The following is a 24,769-nucleotide window of genomic DNA, read 5'->3' on the forward strand; positions in this document are numbered from 1 at the left end:
CCCACCCACGTAGGGAGGTCAGCGAGGCGAATATGGGGAACCGCCCCCGATGTGAGGGGCGGGGGTCGGAAACGACCATGGATCCACTCCGGTGAACACCGGTCCTTCCCAGAACGGATCCATCATGAAGACCTTCCTCATCGAACGCGAAGTCCCGGGCGCCTCGAAGCTCAGCCACGCAGAGCTCGCGGAGATCGCCAAGACGTCGAACGCAGCGGTCGACTCGCTCGGCATCCCGTATACGTGGGTCACCACCTACGTCGCGGGCGACAAGCTCTACTGCCTGCACCAGACCGACAGCCCCGAGAGCGTGCGCGAGCACGCGCGGCGCGGCGGCTTCCCCGCCAACCTCGTCAGCGAGGTCGTCGCCGAGTTCGGGCCTCAGACGGCGCAGGAGGCGGCATGAGCACCGCGACCCTGACGACATTCGCATCACCGGGGGCGCAGGCCGAGCACTACCTGGGCGGAATCGGACGCCTCACCGACGGCCTCGGGCGGGTGCTGCGCGAGCGCCTCGAGCGCTTCCGCCGGGACCGCCGACGGCTGACCCACGAGGCGGTCTCGGTCTCGCGCGAGGCCCAGCGAGCACGCGACCTTCTGAGCGCGCGGGCCGAGCGCACGCGGCTGCTCGCCGGAAGGCCGGCCGTCTGACGTGCGGACTCGCTCCGCGACCCGCGCCGAACAGCCCCATGGCGCCTACCATGTCGCCATGGGGCTGTTCGAGCGCGAGCTCGAGGCGGCGAAGCTCCGCGCCGAGCTCGAGAGCCTGGGAGAGGGTGGTCGCACCGTCACCGTGACCGGCGACGCCGGGTCCGGGAAGACGGCGCTGGTCGCCGCCGTCCTCGGGAGCGAGCAGACCGGACTGTCCGCCGACTCTCTGCCCGCGATCGGGCCGCGCGTCCTGCGAGGGCTCTGCGACCCGCTCGGAACGCCGCGCCCCCTCGGTCCCATCCGCGATGTGCTCGGGTCGGTGGGCGGGGACGTCGAGACCCGGCTGGTCGACCTTCTCGGCCAGGAGCCGACCGTCCTCGTCGTCGAGGATGCCCAGTGGATCGATGCGGCCTCGGTGGAGGTGCTGCGGTTCCTGGTGCGCCGCATCGAGAGGCTTCCCGTCCTGCTCGTTGTCACCTACCGCGACGGCGACGTCGGGCTCGGCCACGCACTCCTCCCGCTCCTCGGCGAGATCGCGCGCAGCGAGCACGCGACCCACCTCGCACTCGCCCCGCTGTCGGTTCAGGCGGTCCGCGGGATCGTCGGCGATGCGGGACTCGACGCGCAGCGCGTGCACGAGCTGACCGGCGGCAATCCCTTCTTCGTCACGGAGATCGCGCGGCATCCGGGCGAGCGACTGCCGCCGACCGTTCGCGACGCCGTGGTTGCGAGCACCTCCGGCCTCGCGCCTGAGGACATCCGGCTGCTCCAGCTGATCGCGGCTGCCCCCGACGCGCTCGACGATCGTCTGCTGCCCCGACTGCACATCGACGTGCCGACGCTGCGGCGCCTCGAGTCGACGGGCTTGCTCCTGCGGACCCGTCGCGGTGTCGCCTTCCGGCACGAGCTCGCGAGGCTGGCGATCGCGGACGGGACGCCGCCCGGGGTCGACCAGGAGCATCACGCGGCGATCCTCGACGCCTTCGAGTCGATGGCCTCGACCGATCACGCCGTGCTCACCCACCACGCGGTGGGTGCCGACGACGGCGGGCGGATCGTCCGCTATGCACGGCTGGCCGCCCAGGAGGCTGCGCGCACCGGATCCCACTCGGAGTCCGTCGCCTTCCTCACCCTTGCCCTCGACCGACTGACGGCGCCGGGCGCCGAGCGCGCGGAGCTCCTCGAACTCTTGAGCACCGAGCAGTACATGGTCAGCCGACTCGACGAGGCGCGCGAGTCGGCGCGCGCCGCGCTCCTCATCCGCGAGCGGCTGGGCGACCCGGACGGTGTCGCCGCGGCCCATGACCGCCAGGCCGTCATCGAGTACTACTCGGCGCGTCGCCGGGATGCCGAGGAGCAGGCGGACCTCGCCGCGCACGCAGGCGCGAGCCCCGCTGCCTCCGCCTCGGCCGAGGCGACGCGGGCGTACCTCGCTTATCGCCGGCAGGATTTGGACTCCGCGCGCGCCATCGCCGCGGTCGCGCGCGAGATCGCCGGGACTGCTCCGGATGAGAAGACGGATGCCGCGCGCCGCCGCCTCGCGATCACCGAGGCGGCCGCCGACCTCGTCGAGGGGAGCACGGCGAGCCGTGTGCGGCTCCTCCTGCAGGCGTCGGCGGCGATCGACGTCTCGCTCGACGAGATCGGCACGACCGCCTACTCGAACCTGTCCGCGCTCGACATCGAGAACCGGCGACTGCCCGAGGCCGAGGCGGTGCTCGCCGAGTCGATCCCGCTGACGATCGAGCGCGACATCCCCATCTGCCGGCAGTGGCAGACGGGGATGCGCGCGCGCCTGCACTTCCTGCGCGGTCGGTGGACGGCGTCGGGGGAGGATGCCGCGACCGTCATCGACGATCACGGCGCGCCGCTCGCCCTCATCTGGCCGCACGTGCTCTCCGCCCTCCTCGCGCTCCGGCAGGGCGGCGATCCCGACCCGATCGACCGTCACCTGCAGCTCGCCTGGGAGCACGCCCGTGAGCTCGGCGAGTCGCCGCTGCTCCTCGCGGTGCTCTCGGCCTACGCCGAGCGCGCCTGGCACACGGGGGAGCGGCATCCCGTGCTCGACGAAGCGGAGGCAGAGGTGAAGCGTGCCGAAGCGATCCCGGGCAACGCGTGGGCCATCGGGGAGCTGCTCGTCTGGCTCCGGCGGACCGGGATGTCGCTGACTGCGAGCCAGGTCGCCGAGCCGTATCGCCTGGAGCTCGAGGGTCGCCACGCGGATGCCTCTGACCTCTGGCTGACACTCGGCACGCCGTTCGACGCCGCGATCGCCGGTGTGCACGCGGCCGACCCCGAGGTGGCGATCGCGGCACTCGCCCGGCTGCAGCAGCTCGACGTCGACGGAACGGCGGCGCGGGCGCGCGCGCTGCTCGCGGAGCGAGGCATCCGTTCCCTTCCCGTTCAGCCGCGGCGGACCACCCGTGCCAACCCCGCCGGTCTCACCAACCGTCAGCTCGACGTGGCACGCCTCGTCGCGCAGGGGTTGACGAACGGCGAGCTGGCCGAGCGGCTCTATATCTCGCCGAAGACGGCCGACCACCACGTCTCGGCGGTGCTGTCGAAGCTCGGGCTCTCCAGCCGCCGCGAGGTGATGCGCTCCGCGAGCGAGTTCGGGCTCGTGTGAGGCAGCGTCACGCGTGACCTACGAGCGGCGCGTGTGCGGGACGAACCTCGGCACGTAGACCGCGAAGAGGCCGGCTCCGATGAACCCGACGAGGCCGATCAGACCCGTCGCGAGGGCGAGCGTCGAGACGGCCGCGATGGCCGAGACGAGGAGGGGTGCGACGGCTCCGCCCGCGTCCGTGAGCGTCCGCCACGAACCGAGGAACGGCGCCGGATCGGCCTTGGGCGCGATGTCGGCGCCCAGGGTGAGGAGGATGCCGCTCGAGAGCCCGTTCCCGACGCCGAGGACGGCGGCGAACATGGCGAACCAGATCGCCGACGAGTCGAGATCATGCGTGAACGCCAGCGCGACGAAGCCCGACCCCATCAGGATCATCGCGGGCAGTGCCGCCCACAGTCGCCCGAAGCGGTCCATCACCTGGCCGCTCGCGTAGAACAGCGCGAAGTCGATCGCGCCGGAGACGCCCACGACGAGCGCGATCGTCTGTGCATCGAGTCCGATCGAGACGCCCCACAGCGGCAGGACGACCTGCCGCGCGGAGCGCACGGCGGCGAGCGTCGCCGCCGCCACACCGAGCCGTCCGAGGACGCGTCGGTACCGCCACATCGTGCGGAAGACGCCGGCGCGCTCGGCTGTCGGGATCGAACCCGACACCGCCTCGCCGGTGTCCTCGCGCACGAGCGGCTCGTCGAGGGCGGCGACCTGCTTCTCGGGGTCGGGCCCGAGAAGCACGAGCAGGACGCAGGCCACGAGGCATCCGCCGAAGAACCAGATCGTGGCGTGCTCGTCGCCGAAGATCGCGAGCAGGGCCGCGGCGACGAACGGGCCGATGAACATGCCGAGTCGGAACGTCCCGCCCAGCAGCGACAGGGCGCGCGCCCGGAAGAAGAGCGGAACGCGCGTCGTCATGAAGGAGTGGCGGGCCAGGCCGAAGGCCGCCGCACAGAATCCGATGAGGAAGACGGATGCCGCGAACACGCCGAGCACGGGCGCGAAGGCGAGGGCGATCACGCCAATCAGCGCGATGCCGCCGGCGATCGCCATCGTGAGGCGTTCCCCGATGCGGGCCACGGCCCAGCCGGCGGGGATGTTGCCGCACAACTGACCGACGACGAGCGCCGAGGCGACGAGCGCGGCGGCCGCGACATCCGCGCCCAATCGGGCGGCGATGACCGGGATGAGGGGGATGACGGCGCCCTCGCCGAGCGCGAACAGGACGGTCGGGCCGTAGATCATGGGCCCGAATCGCCAGAGCACCTCTCGCGCGCGGGTCGGCTCGGCGCTGTCGGTCATCGCTTCCACGTTAGTCTGGAGTGTCATGCTCGAACTCGATCTCTCCGCCGACATCGAAGCGCTCCGTTCCACGTTCGCCGATATCAAGGCCGTCGTGGACGTCGACGCGCTCAACTCCGACATCGCTCGGCTCAGCGAAGAGGCCGGCGCGCCCGATCTCTGGGACGACGTCGAGAAGGCGCAGAAGGTGACGAGCGCGCTCAGCCACCGTCAAGCCGACCTCAAGCGCATCACCGACATCGAGCAGCGTCTCGACGACCTCGACGTCCTCGTCGAGCTCGCGAACGAGATGGACGACGAGGACTCCGCCGAGGAGGCGCGCCGCGAGCTCGCCGAGCTCGAAGACATCGTCGGCCAGCTCGAGGTGCAGACCCTCCTGGATGGCGAGTACGACGACCGCTCGGCGGTCGTGACCATCCGCTCGGGCGCGGGCGGCGACGACGCCACCGACTTCGCCGAGATGCTCATGCGCATGTATCTGCGCTGGGCCGAGCGTCACAAGTATCCGGTGAAGGTGATGGACACCTCCTTCGCCGAGGGCGCCGGCATCAAGTCGGCCACGTTCGAGGTCGATGCCCCGTACGCCTACGGCACGCTGTCGGTCGAGGCCGGAACCCACCGCCTCGCTCGCATCAGCCCCTTCGGCTCCGCCGACAAGCGCCAGACGTCGTTCGCCGCGGTCGAGGTCATCCCCGTCATGGAGGAGGCCGTCGAGGTCGACATCCCCGAGGGTGATCTGCGCGTCGACGTCTTCCGCTCGTCGGGCCCGGGTGGTCAGTCCGTCAACACGACCGACTCCGCCGTGCGGCTGACCCACCTGCCGACCGGCATCGTCGTCTCGATGCAGAACGAGAAGTCGCAGATCCAGAACCGTGCGGCCGCCATGCGCGTCCTCCAGACGCGCCTGCTCCTCCTCAAGCGCGAGGAAGAGGCGGCGAAGAAGAAGGAGCTCGCGGGCACGATCACCGCGAGCTGGGGCGACCAGATGCGCTCGTACTTCCTATACGGGCAGCAGCTCGTGAAGGACCTCCGCACCGGGTACGAAGTCGGCAACCCCGCGCCGGTCTTCGACGGCGACCTCGACGGCTTCATCGCTGCCGGCATCCGCTGGCGCAAGCGCAAAGACGACGACTGAGCCCGAGGCGTCCTAGCCCGGTTCAGAACCGATTCAGAGCTGCTGGGCGATGATCGCGCCGATCGCGCACGCGATCGTGCCGGGTGCCCGCGACGGCACCGCTGGAAGCACCGAGGTGTCGGCGATGCGAAGGCCGGCGAGTCCCGGCACGCGACCGGCGCCGTCGACGACGGCGAGCGGGTCGTCCGTCTGCCCCATCGGGGCCGTGCCGCACGTGTGCGACGCGCTGCCCAGCCGACGCCTGATCCAGTCGTCGAGCAGGTCGTCGTGCGTGAGAGTGCCGTCGTCGAGGGCGACGAGGCTCTCGACGAGAGGGGCGAACTGGGTCGAGGTCAGGAGGGCGGCCGCCGTCCGGACGCCGGTTCGCAGGGCGGCCCGATCGCGCGGGTCGTCGAGGTAGCGGTAGTCGATGCGCAGCGGGGCGAAAGGGTGGGCGGATGACGCATCCACGGTTCCGCGGGAGAGCGGGCGCTGCAGCCCGACGATGACCCCGTACGGCGATGCGTCATCGGCGGGCATGGCCGGCGGCCGGATGCACGCCAGGATCTCGAGGTCGTCGCCCGGTCCGCCGTCGGCCCCAACGGAGAGCGCGACCGGGAAGGCGCCGTCCTCCCACTCCGGCCGAGCGCTCCGCCCGCCGAGCGCGGGCGTCGGACGCCACTCCACCCACACCGTCGGGTGATCGCTGAAGGCGGCTCCCACTCCGGGCAGGTCGACTCTTGGGGGGATGCCGCAGCGCTCCAGACGGGCCGCCGGCCCGATCCCCGACGCGAGGAGCAGTCGCGCCGTGCCGAATCCGCCGGCGCACAGGATGACCTGCTCGGCGGGCAGCACCTCCCGTGAGCCGTCGTCGTGCGCGACATCGACCCCGGCCACCCTTTCTCCCTCGATGACGACGGTCAGCGCGCGGCTGCCTGTCCGCAGGTCGACGGATGCGCGGTCGAGGTAGACGTCGGCGACGTTGCGGGGGAACCCGTCGTGCACGACAGTGTCGAGACGGAGGAGCCCGGCGCTCCGACCCGCTGCGGCCGAAGCCTCCGCGAAGGCCCGAGCGATGGGATGCGTCTGCGGTGCAGGATGGGCGCCGAGTTCACGAGCAACGCGGTCGATGGCTGCGCGGACGCGCGCCGGCTCCCACGCCTCGCCGCCGGCGGAGTGCCATCTCTTCAGGTCCTCATCGACGGGTGCGGCGAAGTATCCGCCGTTCGGTACGGACGACCCGCCGACGACCCGGCCGGGCGACGCCGTCCACTGCCGGCCGCTCGTGAGGTGAGCGGGGAGCGCCCACCGCACGGCGGGGGAGACCGCGAGCTCGTCGGGGTCTGCAGTCTGTTCGCGGTGGGGGCGCGGCATCCGTCGCCCGGCTTCGAGGACCGTCACATCGAACCGGTCGGCGATACCGGCGGCGAGCACCGATCCCGCGCTGCCGGCCCCGACGACGATCGCGCGGGGCTTCACGAGAGCCCGCCTCGCGGCCGCCTGCGCCCCTGCATGGGATCAGCCTGACACAGCGAGCGCGGGCGGAGACGGATGCCGCGGCCATGGGTGTCGCTGGGACGGTCCTCGTCCGGCGCGCTTAGGCTCGATGAGCCATGATCCGGTTCGAGAACGTCACGAAGCGCTTTCGCGGCACCGCGAAACCCGCCCTCCACGACATCGATTTCGAGGTGACCCGGGGTGAGTTCCTGTTCCTCGTCGGTCCCTCGGGCTCGGGGAAGTCGTCGTGCCTGCGGCTGATCCTCCGCGAGGAGACGCCGTCGGACGGCAGGGTCGTCGTGCTGGGGCGCGATCTCAAGACGCTGCCCAACCGGAAGGTGCCCTACCTGCGCCGCCACATCGGCGCTGTCTTCCAGGATTTCCGGCTCCTGCCGACGAAGACGGTCTTCCAGAACGTCGCTTTCACGCTGCAGGTGATCGGCTCGTCGCACGCGTTCGTGCAGCAGGCCGTTCCCGAGGTGCTCGCGCTCGTCGGCCTGAAGGGCAAGGAGAAGCGGTTCCCGCACGAGCTCTCGGGCGGCGAGCAGCAGCGCGTGGCGATCGCCCGCGCGCTCGTCAACCGTCCGCAGGTGCTCCTCGCCGATGAGCCGACCGGAAACCTCGATCCCGCGACATCCGTCGACATCATGCAGCTTCTCGCCCGCATCAATGCCGGCGGGACGACGGTGGTCATGGCGACCCACGAGGCGGGCTTCGTCGACCAGATGCAGCGCCGCGTCATCGAGCTCGCCAACGGCGAGATGATCCGCGATGAGCGGCACGGCGGCTACGGCGACACGTCCGGCATCCCGAGCCTCGCTCCGGAGCCCGAGAAGGGTGCGGCCGCGGTGGCTGCGCTCACCGCAGTCCTCGAGTTGCACCGCGAGATCGTCGAGACGGGCACGGTCGAGTCCGAGGCGGTGGATGCCGCGGTCGCGGCGGCGGCCGCGTCGGCCGAGCTCGCCGTCGAGGACGACACGGTGATCGCGAACGAGCTGGCGATCGAGGAGGCCGCTGAGGCACTCGCCGAGGCGAAGGTCGACGAGGCGCCTCCGATCGTCATGCCGGACCCGCTGGTGATCGACGACACCGCGGCGCTCAGGTCGGAGGATGCGACGACTGCCGCCGACGAGCCGGCGCGCCCGCGCACGGCGCCCATTCCGACCGTCGAGGAGCTCGAGCTCGATGTCGCCGAACTGGGGCTCGCCGATCGCCTCGGACTCGGCGAAGTGGATCCCGACGACGAAGTGGGGCCGACCTCGTGAGGCTCCGGCTCGTCCTCGGCGAAGCGCTCAACGGCCTTCGACGCAATGTCTCGATGGTCATCTCGGTCGTGCTCGTGACGTTCGTCTCGCTGACGTTCGTCGGTGCGGCGATCCTCATGCAGATGCAGATCGGCACGATGCGCGACTTCTGGGTCGACCGCGCCCAGGTCGCGATCTACATGTGCACCTCTGTCTCGCAGACCGCCACCTGCACGGAGGGCGCGGCGACCGAGGACCAGCTCAACGAGGTGCGCGCCCGCCTCGATGGAGCGGCTCTCGCCCCGCTCATCCGTACGTACGACTTCGTCGACCACGACCAGGCGTACCAGGAGCTTCTCGACCTCGTCGGCGAGGAGGCGGCGAGCGTCGTGACGCCCGATCAGGTCAATCAGACGTTCCGCGTGAACCTCGTCGACCAACGGCAGTCCGCCGTGATCATCGAGGCCTTCCGCGGCATGAACGGCGTCGAAGAGGTCAAGGACCAGCTGCAGTACCTCGAACCGCTGTTCTCGGCTCTGACAGTCGCAACCTACATCGCGGTCGGCATCGCGGCGCTCATGCTCGTCGCCGCAGTGCTGCTCATCGCGACGACCATCCGATTGTCGGCGTATGCGAGAAGGCGTGAGCTCGGCATCATGCGCCTGGTCGGGGCATCCAATGGCTTCATCCAGACCCCCTTCATCCTCGAGGGCGTGTTCGCGGCACTCATCGGGTCCATCCTCGCGAGCGGCGCTGTTCTGCTCGGCGTGCATTTCGGCGTCAACCAGTACCTCCGCAACCGCGTCGACTTCGTCACGACGTGGGTGGGGATCGGCGATGCCTGGACCGTCATCCCGATCCTCATCCTGATCGGGATCGCACTCGCCGCCGTGTCGGCGGGGTTCGCGATCCGCCGGTGGCTGCGGGCCTGAGATAGACTGGCGGGCCGTCCAGCCATCCTTCGACAACCTCAGGAAGCACAGGATTACGCCATGCCCAGGGAACGCGGTGAGAAGGTCGTCGCGACCAACCGTCGCGCGCGCCACGAGTACGCCATCGAGAAGACGTACGAGGCGGGTCTCGTGCTCACGGGCACCGAGGTGAAGTCCCTTCGCGAGGGGCGGGCCAACCTGTCGGACGGGTACGCGTACATCGATGGGGGAGAGGCGTTCCTCGACGCCGTGAACATCCCCGAGTACTCGCAGGGGCACTGGACGAATCACTCGGCCAAGCGCACTCGCAAGCTGCTGCTCCACAAGGAGGAGATCGTCAAGCTGTCTCACGCGATCTCGGCCGGCGGCTATACCCTCGTCCCGCTGAAGCTCTACTTCTCGGATGGCCGCGCCAAGGTCGAGATCGCGGTCGCCAAGGGCAAGCGCGAGTTCGAGAAGCGCCAGACGATCCGCGAGCGCGAAGACAAGCGTGAGGCCGAGCGCGCGATGCGCTCGCGCAACCGCCTCGGCGAATAGACCTGACAGGCGACGGATGCCGCGGCACGACCATGCGGCGCGGCGCTTCGCCGAGCCACCGCCGGTCTGGAGCATCCCACGGTGATCCGCGCGTCTCAGAAGCCGGGCGGATCTTCCTCATCCGATCGGATCCACGTCGCCGGATCGCGGAAGCCTATCCGCGCCGGGTCGGGCGTTGGGATGAATCGCAGGACCGGCTCGGAGAGGTCGAGGTAGACGCGCCCCGTCGGGCTCGTCCATTCGAGCTTGCCGCCCGCCAGCTGGCGGACCGTCCAGGACGTCTCGTGCTTGAGGATGTGGTGCCGTTTGCACAGGTGCGCCAGATTGCCGCGAGGCGACGGGCGGTAACGGGGTCGATGGGCCCGTAGCCGGCGAGCAGAGCTGATTCGTGACCCGACCCGATCGCGGTGAGGACGGGCACCGTGATCTGGACGCGGGCGGTGATCGCATCCATGCCATCACCAGCGGAGCACGACTGCGGGCTCCCGGTGAGCAGAAGATCGGTGAAGATGTCGACGCGGAGCTGCTCCAGCGTGCGGTCGTCGAGGATCACGCCGTCGATCTGGCCGTCGGCCATGGCCCCGAGCGCGGCGGCTGCGGCGAGGGTGCGGATCTCGTCCGCTTCCTGAGCAGCGCGATGGGCGCGGCCGGAGAGGAACGCCGACACGAGCGCGGAGGTGGCCGCTTCGTCGCGCGCGCGCTGCTCGGCGGAATCAGGAGCTGAGTCGGGGATCGCAAGGGGCCGGACGACTCAGCGAGCGGTGAAGCGCCCCTCGACAGCGGCGGTCACGATGATGTCCTCGGGCTGCAGTTCGACCGTCGGCGCGCCGCCGGCGTCGGCCGCGAACGAGGCCTTCATCATCCGGGCCATCGGGCCCGGCGCCGGATCGTTGTGGTTCAGCAGCCCGACGTCGGCGATCTCTACGGGCGTCACCGACGACAGGCCGATCGCCTGAGCGTAGGCCGTCGCGCGGTCGAGGGCGACGCGCACGGCCTCGGCCGCGACATCCGCCTCCGCCTGCTTGGCCGTCACGCGCGTGAGCTGCCAGTCGATCCCGTCGACCTGGATGCCGTCGCGCTCGGCGATGTCGGTGACCCACCACGACAGCGCGGCGAAATCGGTGAACGCCGCGGTGAACTCGACCGATGCGTAGTGAACGAGGGCGAGCTGCTTGCCCTCGCTGTTCCACGGACGATTCGCCCAGACGGCGACGCGCTGGCTGGACCACTCGCGGACGCCGCCCTGCTTCTGCCGGCTGGCGAGATCCGTTCGCAGCGGCTCTGCGAGGGCGGAGATGCGCTCGACGACACCGCCGCGCTCGGGTCCCTCGGCGCGGACGGAGAGCCGTACTACCCCTTCCTGGGGCGATACGCGAGCCTCGTGCTCGCCACGGACGGTGATGACGACGTCGCTCATGCTCGCGACTCTACGCGAGCCACCCCGGCCGGAGCCTTCGCATTCGCTGAGCCTCGGCAGCCGCTCGCGGCTACCCCTCTTCGTCCGGCGCTTTGACGTAGCCGACGTCCTCCTTGGTGCGCGCCCAGCGGACGTCGTCAGCAGTGAAGAGGTAGGTCTCGCCGAACCCTTCGCCGTCCACCCGGTCGCCTGCGCCCGGCTTGATCGCCAGGTAGACGCCCTCCGGCGCCTCGATGCGCTCGAAGCCCTCGGCAGCGAGGGCTTCCTGCGCGCTTGCCGCGGCGGCCGACGAAAGGTGAGCCCACGCGAGGTCGATCACGTTGTCCGTCGCGGCCTCGGGTGCCGCTCCCCAGCGGCAGACGATCGAGCCGGCGGGAGATCCATCCGGGAACCGGTCGAACGGCCTTGCGCCGATCTGCTGGTCCTGCGTCTCCCACGACACCCAGCCGTTGCCGGCCATCATCGCTTGGAACTCGGCCGTGGAGATCGTCTCGCACGTCACTGCGGAGACCGGCTCGAGCGGTGTGAGCGAGGCGGAGGCGGCCGTCGGAGGGGGAGGAGGGAGCTGCCGAAGCGGTCGGATGCCCCGAAGGGGCCGTCTCCGACTGCGGGGAGCTGTTCGCGAACGCCCAGAGCACGAATCCGCCGACGAGGGCGATCGCGACGACGCCGATGAGGATGGCCCAGCCCCGTCTGCCCATCCGCCCAGGGTAACGGCGAGCCCAGCCGGCCGGGGAATGCGGGATGTCGCGGTTCCGTTGTATCCTGGTGTGCTCCGGATGCCTCGGCATCCGTCAGTGAAAACTCCACAGCGTGACAACGGCCGCTTCGAAAGAAGCACACCCCTCGATTCGAGGACAAGGGGATGATCGGTTTCGACATCGCCTGCGAATCTGCGAGAAGCGGGCCGAGGATGCAGGGTTATCTCGTGAACGCCCCCTGCAAACCAATAACTGCCGAACACAAGCAGTCCGAGTTCGCCCTCGCTGCCTAAGCAGCGAGCCCGACTCCGTCAATCCGTGACTGATCCCGTCACGGTCCTTGGCGTCATTTAGGGATCTTGCTGCGTGACGACGCCTGAGCGTCACGCGGGACTTTTTTCAGGCTGGGCCTGTCGACTTAGGTGTCTGTGACAAAGGTCGGGGCCGAGCAGAACGCTCGCACAGACTGCGCCCGGAGAATCCGCCGTTACTCAGCGATGGACGGGGGTTCGATTCCCCCCATCTCCACCAAGCCGTTGTCACCGAAGAGGGCTCGACCGCCGCACATCCGTGCGGAGGTCGAGCCCTCTTTCGTGCGCACCCGAGGCGCCCGCCGGCCGACCCACCGGACGTACCCGCCGGCCGGCCCCGTTGCCGGTCGGGGGCACTCCCGCTACCGTGAGGGGCGTCGACCCTCGCCACCCAGGTCCGGGGGTTTGCCATGTCCGAAGTCACACGTCGTCCCGTCCGCGCCGCTCTGAGCCTCGGGCTCGGCGCAGTCCTCGCACTCGGCGGCCTTGCGCTCGCGGCGCCGGCATCCGGGGCGCAGCCGACCGCGATCGCGCCGGCCGGTCGACCCGCGCCGCCCAATCCGTCGACCTCGACCGGCTACGGCGGTGCCGTGGCATCCGTCGACGCGGAAGCGAGCGCCGCGGGCCTCGAAGTGCTCCGCAAGGGCGGCAACGCAGCCGACGCTGCAGTGGCCACCGCCGCCGCGCTGGGCGTCACCGAGCCCTACAGCGCCGGTATCGGCGGCGGCGGATACTTCGTCTACTTCGATGCGGCCACGGGACAGGTGTCGACGATCGACGGGCGCGAGACGGCTCCCGCGGGAATGACGTCCACCTCGTTCATCGATCCGGCCACGGGCAAGCCCTACGCCTTCAACGACGCCGTGTCGTCGGGGCTCTCCGTCGGCGTGCCGGGCACGCTCGCCACCTGGGAGACCGCGCTCGAGCGGTTCGGCACGCAGTCCCTCAAGGAGATGCTGAAGCCCGCCATCCTCGTCGCGACGCGGGGATTCCGCGTCGATCAGACCTTCGCGGACCAGACCGCGGCGAATCAGGCCCGGTTCGCACAGTTCCCGGCGACGGCGGAGCTCTTCCTGCCGAACGGAGCGCCGCCGACGGTCGGCTCGACGTTCAAGAACCCGGACCTGGCCAGGACGCTCCGCGAGATCGCGCTGCGGGGCACCGACGCGTTCTACCACGGCGCCATCGCGAACGAGATTGCGGACGTCGTGCAGCATCCCGAGACGACGCCCGACGCGGTCCTCCCCGCGTACCCCGGGACGATGACGGCCGCGGACATCGCGGGGTACTCCGTCGTCGAGCAGGCGCCGACCCACATCGACTACCACGGCCTCGACGTGTACGGCATGGCGCCGTCCTCCTCGGGCGGGACCACCGTGGGCGAATCGCTCAACATCCTCGAGAACTTCGACCTCTCCGCCGCCGACATGCCGGAGAGCCTGCACCTGTACTTCGAGGCGACGGCGCATGCGTTCGCGGACCGCGGGGCCTACGTCGGCGACCCGGCGTTCGTCGACGTGCCGACAGAGACGCTCCTCAGCCAGGAGTTCGCCGATGCCCGCGCGTGCGTCATCGATCCGGATCACGCTTCGGTGAAGCCTGTGGCACCGGCACCCCTCACCGCCGCGGGCTGCGCTGCCGCTGCCGCGGCCGAGGCGCCCGACTCGGAGAACATCTCGACGACCCATCTCTCGGTGGTCGACAAGTGGGGGAACGCCGTCGCCTACACGCTCACGATCGAGCAGACCGGCGGATCGGGCATGACGGTGCCCGGGCGCGGCTTCCTGCTCAACAACGAGCTGACGGACTTCAACTTCGCACCGGCGACCCCGACCGATCCGAATCTTCCCGCACCGGGCAAGCGTCCGCGGTCGTCGATGTCGCCCACGATCGTGCTGGACGACGGCGACGTGCGATACGTCGTCGGGTCGCCCGGCGGCTCGATGATCATCACGACGGTCACCCAGGTGCTCATCAACCGCCTCGATCTCGGGATGACGCTGGCGGAGGCCGTCGCCGCGCCCCGGGCGTCGCAGCGGAACACGGCATCCGTCGCGGCGGAGCCGGCCTTCCGAGCGGCCTATGAGGCGCTGCTGACCCCGTTCGGTCATACGTTCACGACCTCCGCCGAGATCGGCGCGGTCGCGGCGATCGAGGTCGGCAAGAACGGCCTGCTGACCGCGGTGGCGGAACCGGTGCGACGCGGAGGAGGAACGGCCCTGGTCGTGCAGCCCGCGAAGTAGCGGGGAGTCGCGCAGCTTCGAAGCAGGGGACGGGTCGGGTCAGCCGCGAGCCCAGAGGTCTTCGATCGGGATGTCGCGACCGAGGATGTTCGTCGCCGCACGGTGACCCGACAGCATCGCCGCGGGTACGGTGGCGGGGTCGTCGGTCCACGTCGCCTCACCCGCGAGATGCAGGACGCCGCCGACCGGCGTGGCGAGGTCGTCGTGGTCCGAGGTCGTCGAGCCGACGGTCATGTAGGCGTAGGAGCCGTGCGAGTAGGGGTCGTCCTGCCAATCCGACACGAGGATGTGCGTCGGAGCCTCGACACGGTCGCCGTACAGCCGGCGGAGCTGCACCAGGACCGACTCCGCGATGCGCTCCTCGTCCCAGTCGCGGGTCTCGACCGCGGCCGGCCCGGCCGCAAATGTCAGGAGGGTCGGCGTGCCGTGGAGGGCGGTGAGGTCGTACCAGGAGTGCCACCATCGGCCCTCCGGTCCCTGTTGCCGGATCGCATACACGCCGTCGTCCCAGAACTTGGTGGCGAACCGCAGGACGACCTTCTCGAACGCATTCATGCGCAGTCGGCCGAGAGCGCCGGCGACGGGCTCCGGAAGCGGGGGCTCGATGACGAACTCCGGCGCCTGCAGAACTCCGACCGGCACCGTCAGTATGGCTGCAGCCGCCGAGAACACGCCGTACTCGGTGGTGACGGACACCCCGTCGGGCGACCATGCGACGCGCTCCACCTCGTGCTTGAGACGCACCGCGAGCCCCTCCGCGAGCCTCGCGGTCAGGCGGTCGTAGCCGTCGGGGAAGACGACCTCATCCCCTTCGATCGAGTCGTCGTCGAGTCCGTGCGCGGCGAGGTCTTCGATCCACGCGCCGTACTGCTCCTCGGAGCGATGCTCGAGGTATTCACGCACCCGCTGCGTGCGCTCGGCGTCCCAGTCCTGCGCCGACAGGGCCGTCTCGGTGACGTCGCGGTACGAGGCATCCGCCGCCGACTCGGCGACCGCGGCCTGCAGCGCTGCGTCGACGGTGTGGATGTCGTCGATGAACGCACGGGTCGCGGCATCCGTCAATCGATTCCCCTCGGGGCCGTAGTACGCGATGGGCCGGCTGTCGGGCTGATAGCCGCCGACCGTGAACTCGTAGGTGGGCATCCCGAACGCCTCGGCGGCGGCCGCGACCGGGCTGTCGGTGATGCCGTGGATCCAGGAGGCTCCGAGGTCGGTCACGTGGCCTTCGTGGCGGACCGTCCACACCCGCCCGCCGACACGGTCACGCGCCTCGAGCACGACGACTCGGTGGCCCTGCTGCGCCAGGAGGCGCGCAGCGGTCAGGCCGGCCACACCCGCCCCGACCACGATCGTGTCGAACTGCTCCATCGCGACGCTCCTCGTCGGGCGCTTCTCGCCCGCTCCTCCGACGCTATCGGTCGGCAGGGCGGGCGAAGGCACGGCACCGGCCCGGCGGAGGCATCCGTCGTGCACGCGGGCGGAGTCCGCTGGGCGGCTCGTGGCGCACTGCGCGATGGAGGCCCTTCCCCGGCGGCCCCGCGAGTGGTACCCATTTCCTAAGCGGCTGAGAAGGATGCCTGGGGGCGACCTCCTCGAGCACAGTTCCGCCGCTGCGCTCGAAACGGGGGGCACCGATGGTCGGTCCACTACCGCCTGTCGTCGTCAATGCGCATCCGCCCTTCACGGGGCCGGCCGATCCGGTCGCTGCACGCTGGTGGGAGCGCGCCCTCATCCCGACGCTGCTCGTGCTCGCGACAGCCGGTCTGCTCGCCCTGCGCGAGGTCGACCGGCTCGTCGGATCGATCGTCGGGCAGGAGCCTCATGGAGGCGAGACGGCCTCGGTCGGCGCCGTCACCGGCATCACCCCCTGGGCGCACACGGACGCGTGGCAGGTGTGGGCGTCGAGCGACTTCGCGGCCGGTCTCGCGCCCCTCCTGAAGCTGTACTTCGGCGCCGACCTCGCCTTCATGATCGGCTACGGCGGCCTGTTCGTGATCCTCTTCGCGGGGTCCCGAGTTGCGCAGGGGCTCGTGGCGATCGCGGTGCTCGCGGATCTGTACGAGGACGCGCTGCTCGTCACGGCGGCCTCGTCTCTTCCCCACGCCGAGGCGTGGGCGACGGCGGTCATGATCGCGTCGTGTGTGAAGTGGGCCATGCTCATCCTCGCCGTCGCCTGGGCCCTCGGATCCCACGCGTCCCGCGGACGACTCTTCCGGCGTTCGATCCGGGCAGGCATCGCCCTCGGGACGCACCGGCTCTCGTTCCTCTTCCTCATCGGCTTCGGATTCCTGGCCCTCGCGCCCGTCGCGGGCGTCAATGACCAGCTGCCCGACATCCAGCGGCAATGGTTCGACGACGGAGCGTGGACGCAGGCCGTCTGGGCGACCATCGCCGTGATCGTGACCGCCGTGCTGTTCTGGTACCTCGGGCGCCGGCGCACCGAGCGCATGTTCGCCCACTCCCTGGGCGAGATGTGGGTGCCCGACCATTCGCTTCTGGGGTGGTGGGTGGCGTGGCCGGGCGCGATCCTCGCCGTCGCCCTCATCGCCGCGGGAGCGAGCTGGGTGCCGACCGCCGGGGCGTGGACCGTGATCCTCGCGGTCGTCGTCGGCGCAGCCGGCGTCTACGCGGCGACGCATCTGGCAGATCGAGCGGCCAGGCACGACAGCACCACCGCACGCTTCTGGTGGTTCGTCGCGGCGCTCGGCGTGCTCGCTGTCATCGCCATTCTGGCCCTGATCTTTGGCGCGAGCCGCTACATGAGTCAGGGCTACTTCTGGCTTGTGGCCGGATCGTCGCTTCTCTTCGTCCTGGCGTCGCAGATCGTGGTCTACATGCGGAGGCCCGAGCGGTCCTCGCCGTGGGTCGTCCCCACGCGGCCGGCGCTCATGACCCGCTGGCTCCTGGACGTGCGGAGCGCCTCGAGTGAGGGCGACGGCGATGTCGGATGGCCGACCCGCATCGTGAGGACGACGTGGCTCGTCGGCGACGCGATCGCGGTCCTCGTGCTCGCGCTCGCCCCGCTGGGCCTCATCCGGTCGCTCGTGGGGCCGATCGCTCAAGCGCTCCTTCCGACCGTGGGAGAGCCGAGCACCCGGCTCCCCGCCATCGTCGCCGTGTTCGTGCTCGCGTGTGTCGCGGCGCTCGCGGTGCCGCTCGCGGCTGCGGCCCTCTTGCGATGGAACGCCGTTGTCCAGCTCGCACCCCACGGCTCTCGCATCCGGCCGCTGGCGCCGGAAGGGGCATCCGCGTTCCGGAGGTTCTACGACCCGCGCGTGAGCGTGCCCGTCGACGACCCTCTGGTGAGTCGCGTCGATGTCGGCCTCGTCGGCTTCTGGGCGCTCGTCGTGACCCTGGCACTCGTGATCCCGCAGGCGTTCGGCGCGTCCCTCGGACCCGCTGCCGTCGCCGTCGTCCTGATGACGGCATGGGGAGGCATCCTCGGCGGACTCATCCTCTCGTTGCAGCGGCGCCGACCGCTTCCGGTCTTCGTGCAGCTCGGATTCCGCAGCACCCCGGTCCTCACTCTGACGCTCGGTCTGCTGCTGATCACGTCGTGGTTCATCAATCCCGCCGCACTGCACGCCGTCCGCGCGGCGCCCGGGATTGCATCCGCTGCGCAGGCCGTTGAGCGGGCGACCGCCGACGATCGGTTCACCGCCGCTCTCCGCAAGGAGTTCGCCGATTGGAAGAAGCGGATGGCCGGGTGCACCTCCGGATCCGACGAGTGGCCGCTCGTGCTCCTGGCGGCCGAGGGAGGGGGTGGTCGCGCCGCCTACTGGACGGTCGACGGGATGTCGCGACTTCGTGCCGATCCCGAGAAGGGATGCCTCGATGAGGCCCTCTTCGTCGCGAGCGGCATCAGCGGGGGAAGCGTCGGCCTCGTGGTCGACCAGCTCAGCGCTGGCGCGGCCGATGCCGAGTCCGCGTGCGCGACCGCTCAGCCGGCAGAGGGCGAGACCGAGAGCACGGCGCTCACCGCCGTCACCTGCATGACGGGACCTGATCCGCTGGCGAGCGTCGTCACGGGCATGATGGCGGGCGACCTCGTGGCGGGCGGAGCCGGGGTCCGCGTGCCCGCGGTGGATGGAGAGTGGGCGGATCGCGCGGCTCTCCTCGAGCTCGGCTGGGAGGAGCAGGCTGCGGTGCTCGACGCGCCGTACTCGACGAAGCACACCACCGGGCCCTTCCTGCTGCTGAACTCCGCCGACGCCGTATCCGGCTGCCGGGTCTCCATCATCCAGCTGCCCATGGGTGGTGCCGAGCCGAAGAAGGGGTCGGATCCGCTGTCGCTCGACGATTGCGGCTCGCCCACGACGGGCGCCGGCGCCACGATCGACTTCGACACCGCATGGCCGGGGTGCTCGGCGAATCTGCAGTGGTCGACGGTCGCCTTGCTGTCCGCACGTTTCCCGTTCGTCACACCGGGCGGACGGATGCCGGTTCCAGGCGGTGGGGGATGCGCCGGAGGTCCTGAGGCGCAACTGGTCGACGGCGGCTACGCGGAGGGGTCCGGGCTCGGCGCTCTCAGCGACCTGCTCCCCGAGGTGCTGACCCTGGTCGCCGCCCACAACGAATGCCTCTCGGGTCCCAAGGGCGGCGGCGCGAACTGCGCTGCTGGGGACGAGCCCATCGTTCCCGTCGTCGTGTACCTCAAGAACGACCGCGGCTTCGAGGTCGATGCGAGCGTGGAGAAGCTCACCGCCGAGGCCCTGGTTCCGCTCGCCGGGGTCAAGGCGTCGTCGCAGCAGAACACCGAGAAGGCCTGGCTGCAGCGGATCTCCGACCAGCTGGAGACGATCGAGCCGCCCGCCGGATGCTCGATCGGCCTCTGCCGCCGGCCGATCGCCATCGTCTCGTCGAGCACCTCGCCGACGATCGCGGCGCCCCTGGGGTGGACGCTCTCGAGCGCGAGCCGGGAGTCGCTCGACGATGCGATGGATCTCAGCCAGCAGGCCTGCTCGACAGCCGACGACACGTGGTCGACACTCGGCGACCTCCTCGAACAGGTGGGGAACCGCGATGTCTGCGTGAGCAGGGAGCCGACCGACCCGCTCGGCTGACGCCGTCCCTGCCTTCAGCCGTCGCTAGGCGACGGTCTGCTCGTGGACGTCCGTCTCGAACATCGTGCCGTTGAGGTCGAGGTAGGCTCGCCGCTCCGTGATCGAGAGCGTCATCGTGTTGCGACGCTCCAACACGGCGGTGGCCGCATCGACGAAGCCCGGATCGAAGCTGTGAAGGTGGATCTGGTCGGCGCGGTGGATCTTCTTGCCCGACCACGGCGCCGACACCTTGGCGGGATCGCGGTGTGTGTAGACCGAGACCCGCTCGGCCTGCAGGCTCCCGGTGTGCAGGCGGGCGGCATCCGGAGCGCCGACCTCGATCCAGGCGACCAGCTTGCCGGTCATGTCTCGCACATACACGGCCGGCTCGTCCGTCGCCGACACGCCTTCGCTGAACGCGATGCCCTCGTCGTATTCCAGGCAGTAGGCGAGGATGCGCGTCAGCATGAAGGCATCCGTCTCGGAAGGATGCCGCGCGACACGCAGCGACAGCTCCTCGTAGACTCCCCGGTCGACGTCGGCCAGCTGCACCGTGAACGTGTGGATGGTCGCGCCGATAGCCATAGCGAACGAGCCTATCGGCGGCGGTGCGGGAAGTTGCCGACGCCGCCGATGTGGCGGACGGTGCGGCGACGCTCGACGATGATCGCGATCGATCCGACGATCCAGAGCGGGAACTGGGTGAGGAACGCCATGCGGAAGGCGTCGAGCGAGTAGGTCTCCGGCGTTCCGGCACCCTGCAGATCGAGCGCGAGGCCGATCAGGAGGATGGCGATGAGCGCCGCGAGGAACCCGCCACCGTTGACGATGCCGGTCGCGGTACTCAGGCGGTGACTCGGATTGAAGGTGCGAGCGTGGTCGAACGCGATCATCGAGGCCGGGCCGCCCGTCGCGAGCGCGAACATGAGGATGACGAGCAGCCACACCGGCGCCGGGCCCGGCCACAGGATCACGGCGAGCCACATGAGCGCCTGGAAGGCCACGGTCGGCAGCACGAGCCAGCGCGAGCGGCGAGTGGGATGGCGGCTCGAGAGGGTGCCGATCACGGGTCCGCTGAGGATGCCGAAGATCACGAGCGACGTCATGACGAGCGAGGCGGCCGCTGGAGTGAGCCCCTCGCCGGCCGTCAGGAACGGGAAGCCCCACAGCAGCATGAACGCCGTGCCGGCGAACGGCGTGGTGAAGTGCGACCAGAACCCGAGCCGTGTCGCGGGGTGACCCCACGACTCGCGGAAGCCCTCACGCAGGTCGGCCGACGATCTGACGACGCGCACGGCGCCGGTGTCGGTGTTGACCGACACGTCGACCGGGTCGGCGGCACGCTCGGGCGGTCGGTTGCGGATGACGGCGTACGTCAGCACGGCGAAGAGCATCGCCAGCCCCGCGAGGCTTCCGAAGGCGACGCTCCATGACGTCGCGTGCAGGAGGGCGGCGAGCGGGATGACGGCGACGATCTGCCCCAGCTGCCCGATGATCCCCGTCAGCTGCACGAGCAGCGGGGCGCGCTGCTCCGGGAACCACGTCGCGATCACCCGCAGCACGCTCGGGAACACCGCGGCGTCACCTGCGCCGATGAGGACGCGAGCGAGGATGCCGATGCCGACGACATCGGCGAACGCCATGACGCCCTGGCCGATCGCCATGAGCACCATGCCGATCGCGATGATCGGCCGCGCGCCGAACCTGTCGAGCAGCAGACCGACCGGGATCTGCATGATGCCGTAGATCGCGAGCTGGATCACGGCGAACATCGAGAGCGCCGACGCATCCGCGTCGAACCGCACCTGCGCATCGACGCCGACCGAAGACAGCGACGTGCGGTTCACGATCGCGACGACGTAGGCGAGCACCCCGATGCTCCACACCGTCCACGTGCGCCAGCCGGGCGCTGCGAGGGCGGGCGTGCGCGACAAACCGGATCCTGTCCGTCGGTGGGTGGGGGAGTGGATGCCGCGACCGGCGTCCTCTTCCAGGTTAGTCCGCCTCCGGGCCACCCCCGGCGGGCGTGTGCCGCTCAGCGGGTCAGTGCGCGGCATCCCACCAGTCGAGAACCCGTGTGCCGAGAAGCGTGAGCCATTTCGACGGCCGGCCCTCGGGCTCGTCGACGTCGAACCATGTCCGCCCGGGGAGCGGTGTCGTCTGGAGCCAGGTGCCGTCGGACCGGCGCGCGGCCCGCACTGCGTCGACCGCATCGGCGAGACGAGGATCGGGCGCGGTGCCTTCGAGCTGCGAAGCGTCGCGGAAGTGGTCGAGTGCCGCCAACGCGCTGTATCGGTGCCGGTTGGGGTACACGAACCGCGTGACGAACTCGCCGACCAGCTCGCCGGTCGACGCGCGGTACATCAGCCGACGGCTGAGCAGGTACTCCTCGCCGTCGTGGCGCGCGTCGCGCAGCGACGTGTCGCCGGTGATGCGCTCGTACGCGAGCATGCCCCGCACGGCGTTGAGCGTCGAATGGAAGGAGGATCGCACCGAGTCGCCCTCCTCGGCCTCGCAGTTCCAGCCCCCGTCGGCCAGGCGGTGCTCGGGGAACCAGGTCACGAGCCGTGAGACGTCGGCGCCGAGCCAGGCGCCGCTCGCCAGCGTGTAGGAGTTGATGCAGACGTCGACCTCGCCGCCCCAGTAAGGCATGTCGTCGTACTCCCACCGACTGTTCGCGGCGAGCTTCTCGGCCGTGCCGGCCAGGCGATCGGCGTCGGTGCCCCACTCGCGAAGGTCTTTCAGCGACCACGTGGTCGCCACCCAGGGCTGCCCGGGCAGTTCCTTCTCGGGGCTGTCGAAGAAGCCGGCGGGGAAGAAGGCCCCGCCCGCCCATTGCCCGTCCGGATCCTGGTGCGAGAGGAGCTGCGCGCCGAAGCCCTCCTCGGCCACACGGGCCCGCGTCGCCTGCCACGCCTCGGGCGGGACTCCCGCGATATCGCGCTCGACCTGCCACCGCAGGGCGGGGTCGGAGTCCAGGAGCCAGTCGAGCAGCGGAGCGTCGATCGTCATGAAGGCACGGTACCCACCCACCCCGACACCGGTCGACGGGTGGATCACACTCGATCGGTCGACGCAACCGCTTCGGCCGCGGCATCCATTCGTCATAGCGTCGCAGGAAGCAGGGCCGGACGAGCGAGGGGCGACGATGTCACGGAACGTGAGAGAGCTGCAGTGCACTCCGGAAGACGTCTTCCGCGTACTCGGCGACGGATGGCTCTACCCGTCGTGGGTCGTCGGCGCGTCCCGAATGCGAGAGGTAGGCGACGACTGGCCGCAGGCCGGGTCGGCGCTCCACCACTCGTTCGGAGTGTGGCCGGTCCTGATCGACGATGCGACGATCGTCGAGGAGTGGCGCCCGCCACGCCATATGGTGATGCGCGCGCGGGGGTGGCCGATCGGCGAGGCCCGTGTGACGATCGACGTCAAGGATCGTGGAGAGGCGTGTGTCGTGCGCATCCAGGAGGAGGCGGTCTCCGGCCCGGGCAGGTTCGTGCCGGCGCCGCTCATGGACATCCTGCTCCGGTGGCGGAATGCGGAGACCCTTCATCGGCTCGCGTACCTCGCGGAGGGCATAGCCGCACGGCATTCACCCGGCGCGACCGCCGAACGCGAGGGCGTCGGGGTCGGAGACGACGGAGCGGCCGACACGTGAGCGACGATGCGCGGTCCCGCGCGGCAGACCTCGATGCCGTCGTCGTGGGCGCAGGCCCGAACGGCCTCGCCGCGGCGGTGACCCTGGCCCGGGCGGGGCTTGCGGTCCGGGTCTACGAGCGCGCCGATCAGGCCGGCGGCGGAGCCGCGACACGCGAGCTGACTCTGCCGGGATTCCTCCACGACGTCTGCTCGGCCGTCCATCCCCTCGCCTTCGAGTCGCGCTTCTTCCGGGAGTTCGGGCTCGCCCAGCGCATCCCCTTCGTGACGCCGGAGCTGTCCTTCGCTCAGCCCCTCGATGACGGGCGCGCGGCGCTGGCCTACCGCGACCTCGCGCGGACCCGCGACGGACTGGGTGCCGACGGCCGCGCGTACGAGCAGCTCATGCGTCCTCTCGTCGAACGGGTCGGCGAGGTCGCGGAGTTCACGGGCTCGTCGCTCGTGCGCGTGCCGCGCAGCATCCGCACTCCGCTCGGGTTCGGCCTGCGCGCTCTCGAGCAGGGAAGCGTCGCCTGGGACGCGAGGTTCCGGGAGGATGCCGCGCCGGCCCTCCTCACGGGAGTCGCGGCGCACACGATCCTTCCGCAGCCGAGCCTCGCAGCCGCTGCCGCGGGTCTCGCGCTCGGCACGTACGCCCACGCTCGCGGGTGGCCGATTCCCGTGGGCGGAAGCCAGACGATCATCGATGCGATGGTCGCCGATCTGGAGGCGCACGGCGGCGAGCTCGTGCTCGGCCAGGAGATCGCCGACCTCGACGAGCTTCCGCGCGCTCGTGCGACGCTCCTCGACGTGACGCCACGCGGCCTGCTCAGGATGGCCAAGGGGCGCATTCCCTCGCGCTACCGTCGGGCGCTCGAGTCGTTCCGCTACGGCGGCGCGGTCGCCAAGATCGACTTCGCGCTGCGCGAGCCGGTGCCGTGGGCGAACCCCGAGATCCGCCACGCGGGAACGGTCCACGTCGGCGGCACGCGCGACGAGGTCGCGTATTCCGAGAACGAGGTGAACGCCGGCCGCCTGCCCGAGCGGCCGTACGTCCTCGTGTCGCAGCCGACGCTGTTCGACGCATCGCGGGCGCCGGACGGGCAGCACACCCTCTGGACGTACACCCACGTTCCGCCGGGGAGCACCGCCGATCGGCAGGACGCGGTGGTGCGGCAGATCGAGCGGTTCGCGCCGGGCTTCCGCGACACGATCCTCGCCACCCACTCGCGGACGGCCGTCGACGTCGAGCGCCACAACCCGAACTACCCGGGAGGCGATATCGCGGCGGGAGCACCCTCGCTGTGGCAGCTGGTGCGGCGGCCGGTGATCAGCGCCGACCCGTGGCGGACGCCGATCCCGGGCGTCTATCTCGCCTCGGCCTCCGTCGCTCCCGGCCCCGGCGTGCACGGCCTCGGAGGCTGGTACGCCGCGCAGAGCGCCCTGCGCCACGAGTTCGGCACCCGCGCGCTCCCGGATCTGTCGCCGGAGCCGTGGCAGAGGGCGCCGGCCTGACCCGGCTGACGGT

Annotated in this window: 20 protein-coding genes and 1 other RNA gene; 13 read left to right on the forward strand and 8 right to left on the reverse strand. The window is 70.5% G+C overall.

The annotated features are described in order from the left end of the window. The first annotated feature begins 124 nt into the window (after positions 1-124). The 3 genes from G5T42_RS13415 to G5T42_RS13425 are packed head-to-tail and all read left to right on the forward strand — an operon-like array spanning position 125 to position 3,277. Positions 125-406: a DUF4242 domain-containing protein gene (locus G5T42_RS13415; RefSeq protein WP_165129233.1), complete on the forward strand. Its 282-nt coding sequence runs from the start codon at positions 125-127 to the stop codon at positions 404-406. Further along, positions 403-651, forward strand: coding sequence for a hypothetical protein (locus G5T42_RS13420; protein WP_165129235.1), 249 nt, complete (start codon positions 403-405; stop codon positions 649-651). Before G5T42_RS13415 ends, G5T42_RS13420 begins: the two co-directional genes overlap by 4 nt. Positions 652-709: 58 nt before the next feature. Next, on the forward strand, positions 710-3,277 hold the full coding sequence (locus G5T42_RS13425; protein WP_165129237.1) for a LuxR family transcriptional regulator: 2,568 nt from the start codon (positions 710-712) through the stop codon (positions 3,275-3,277). Positions 3,278-3,295: 18 nt separating this feature from the next. Here G5T42_RS13425 and G5T42_RS13430 read toward each other — a convergent pair whose 3' ends face one another. Further along, on the reverse strand, positions 3,296-4,570 hold the full coding sequence (locus tag G5T42_RS13430) for an MFS transporter (RefSeq protein ID WP_165130253.1): 1,275 nt from the start codon (positions 4,568-4,570) through the stop codon (positions 3,296-3,298). A gap of 25 nt (positions 4,571-4,595) precedes the next feature. Between G5T42_RS13430 and prfB the strand changes: the two genes are divergently transcribed. After that, positions 4,596-5,705 (forward strand): peptide chain release factor 2, encoded by a 1,110-nt coding sequence (gene prfB / locus G5T42_RS13435; RefSeq protein ID WP_165129239.1) that lies wholly within the window; start codon positions 4,596-4,598, stop codon positions 5,703-5,705. A 33-nt stretch (positions 5,706-5,738) separates the two neighbouring features. Here the strand turns inward: prfB and G5T42_RS13440 are convergent, their stop codons facing one another. Continuing rightward, entirely contained in the window at positions 5,739-7,163 is a 1,425-nt protein-coding gene (locus G5T42_RS13440) for a GMC oxidoreductase (protein ID WP_165129241.1), read from the reverse strand. 134 nt (positions 7,164-7,297) lie between these two features. On the opposite strand from G5T42_RS13440, the gene ftsE reads away from it, so the two are divergent. The 4 genes from ftsE (at position 7,298) to G5T42_RS13460 (ending at position 10,618) form a co-directional block, all read left to right on the forward strand. Further along, positions 7,298-8,446 (forward strand): cell division ATP-binding protein FtsE, encoded by a 1,149-nt coding sequence (gene ftsE, locus G5T42_RS13445; protein ID WP_165129243.1) that lies wholly within the window; start codon positions 7,298-7,300, stop codon positions 8,444-8,446. Beyond that, entirely contained in the window at positions 8,443-9,357 is a 915-nt protein-coding gene (gene ftsX, locus G5T42_RS13450; protein ID WP_165129245.1) for a permease-like cell division protein FtsX, read from the forward strand. Before ftsE ends, ftsX begins: the two co-directional genes overlap by 4 nt. A gap of 60 nt (positions 9,358-9,417) precedes the next feature. Beyond that, positions 9,418-9,894, forward strand: coding sequence for an SsrA-binding protein SmpB (gene smpB, locus G5T42_RS13455; protein WP_165129247.1), 477 nt, complete (start codon positions 9,418-9,420; stop codon positions 9,892-9,894). Between the two features lie 388 nt (positions 9,895-10,282). Then, positions 10,283-10,618: a hypothetical protein gene (locus G5T42_RS13460; RefSeq protein ID WP_165129249.1), complete on the forward strand. Its 336-nt coding sequence runs from the start codon at positions 10,283-10,285 to the stop codon at positions 10,616-10,618. Between the two features lie 27 nt (positions 10,619-10,645). Here the strand turns inward: G5T42_RS13460 and G5T42_RS13465 are convergent, their stop codons facing one another. Both G5T42_RS13465 and G5T42_RS13470 read right to left on the reverse strand, forming a co-directional pair. Then, on the reverse strand, positions 10,646-11,311 hold the full coding sequence (locus G5T42_RS13465; protein WP_165129251.1) for an SIMPL domain-containing protein: 666 nt from the start codon (positions 11,309-11,311) through the stop codon (positions 10,646-10,648). 70 nt (positions 11,312-11,381) lie between these two features. Further along, positions 11,382-11,813, reverse strand: a complete 432-nt coding sequence (locus tag G5T42_RS13470) for a hypothetical protein (RefSeq protein WP_165129253.1) — start codon at positions 11,811-11,813, stop codon at positions 11,382-11,384. A 359-nt stretch (positions 11,814-12,172) separates the two neighbouring features. Between G5T42_RS13470 and ssrA the strand changes: the two genes are divergently transcribed. Both ssrA and ggt read left to right on the forward strand, forming a co-directional pair. Further along, positions 12,173-12,543: a transfer-messenger RNA gene (ssrA, locus tag G5T42_RS13475) on the forward strand. 190 nt (positions 12,544-12,733) lie between these two features. Further along, entirely contained in the window at positions 12,734-14,566 is a 1,833-nt protein-coding gene (gene ggt, locus G5T42_RS13480) for a gamma-glutamyltransferase (protein WP_165129255.1), read from the forward strand. 39 nt (positions 14,567-14,605) lie between these two features. Here ggt and G5T42_RS13485 read toward each other — a convergent pair whose 3' ends face one another. After that, complete coding sequence (locus G5T42_RS13485; RefSeq protein WP_165129257.1) at positions 14,606-15,934, reverse strand: NAD(P)/FAD-dependent oxidoreductase; 1,329 nt, start codon at positions 15,932-15,934, stop codon at positions 14,606-14,608. A 266-nt stretch (positions 15,935-16,200) separates the two neighbouring features. On the opposite strand from G5T42_RS13485, the gene G5T42_RS13490 reads away from it, so the two are divergent. Then, positions 16,201-19,629 (forward strand): hypothetical protein, encoded by a 3,429-nt coding sequence (locus G5T42_RS13490; protein ID WP_165129259.1) that lies wholly within the window; start codon positions 16,201-16,203, stop codon positions 19,627-19,629. 24 nt (positions 19,630-19,653) lie between these two features. Here G5T42_RS13490 and G5T42_RS13495 read toward each other — a convergent pair whose 3' ends face one another. The 3 genes from G5T42_RS13495 to G5T42_RS13505 all read right to left on the reverse strand — a co-directional run bounded on the left by G5T42_RS13495 (position 19,654) and on the right by G5T42_RS13505 (position 22,620). After that, a complete protein-coding gene (locus G5T42_RS13495; protein WP_165129261.1) occupies positions 19,654-20,193 on the reverse strand; it encodes a YaeQ family protein in 540 nt (179 codons plus the stop codon). 11 nt (positions 20,194-20,204) lie between these two features. Further along, positions 20,205-21,542 (reverse strand): MFS transporter, encoded by a 1,338-nt coding sequence (locus G5T42_RS13500; protein WP_241245830.1) that lies wholly within the window; start codon positions 21,540-21,542, stop codon positions 20,205-20,207. Positions 21,543-21,651: 109 nt separating this feature from the next. Beyond that, positions 21,652-22,620, reverse strand: coding sequence for a squalene cyclase (locus G5T42_RS13505; protein WP_165129265.1), 969 nt, complete (start codon positions 22,618-22,620; stop codon positions 21,652-21,654). Positions 22,621-22,756: 136 nt separating this feature from the next. Here G5T42_RS13505 and G5T42_RS13510 point away from each other — a divergent pair, with 136 nt between their 5' ends. Both G5T42_RS13510 and G5T42_RS13515 read left to right on the forward strand, forming a co-directional pair. Continuing rightward, complete coding sequence (locus G5T42_RS13510) at positions 22,757-23,263, forward strand: SRPBCC family protein (protein ID WP_165129267.1); 507 nt, start codon at positions 22,757-22,759, stop codon at positions 23,261-23,263. Continuing rightward, a complete protein-coding gene (locus G5T42_RS13515) occupies positions 23,260-24,756 on the forward strand; it encodes an NAD(P)/FAD-dependent oxidoreductase (RefSeq protein WP_165129269.1) in 1,497 nt (498 codons plus the stop codon). The genes G5T42_RS13510 and G5T42_RS13515 overlap by 4 nt, the downstream gene beginning before the upstream one ends. The last annotated feature ends 13 nt before the right edge of the window (positions 24,757-24,769 follow it).

This window comes from Microbacterium sp. 4R-513, assembly GCF_011046485.1.
Taxonomy (GTDB): domain Bacteria; phylum Actinomycetota; class Actinomycetes; order Actinomycetales; family Microbacteriaceae; genus Microbacterium.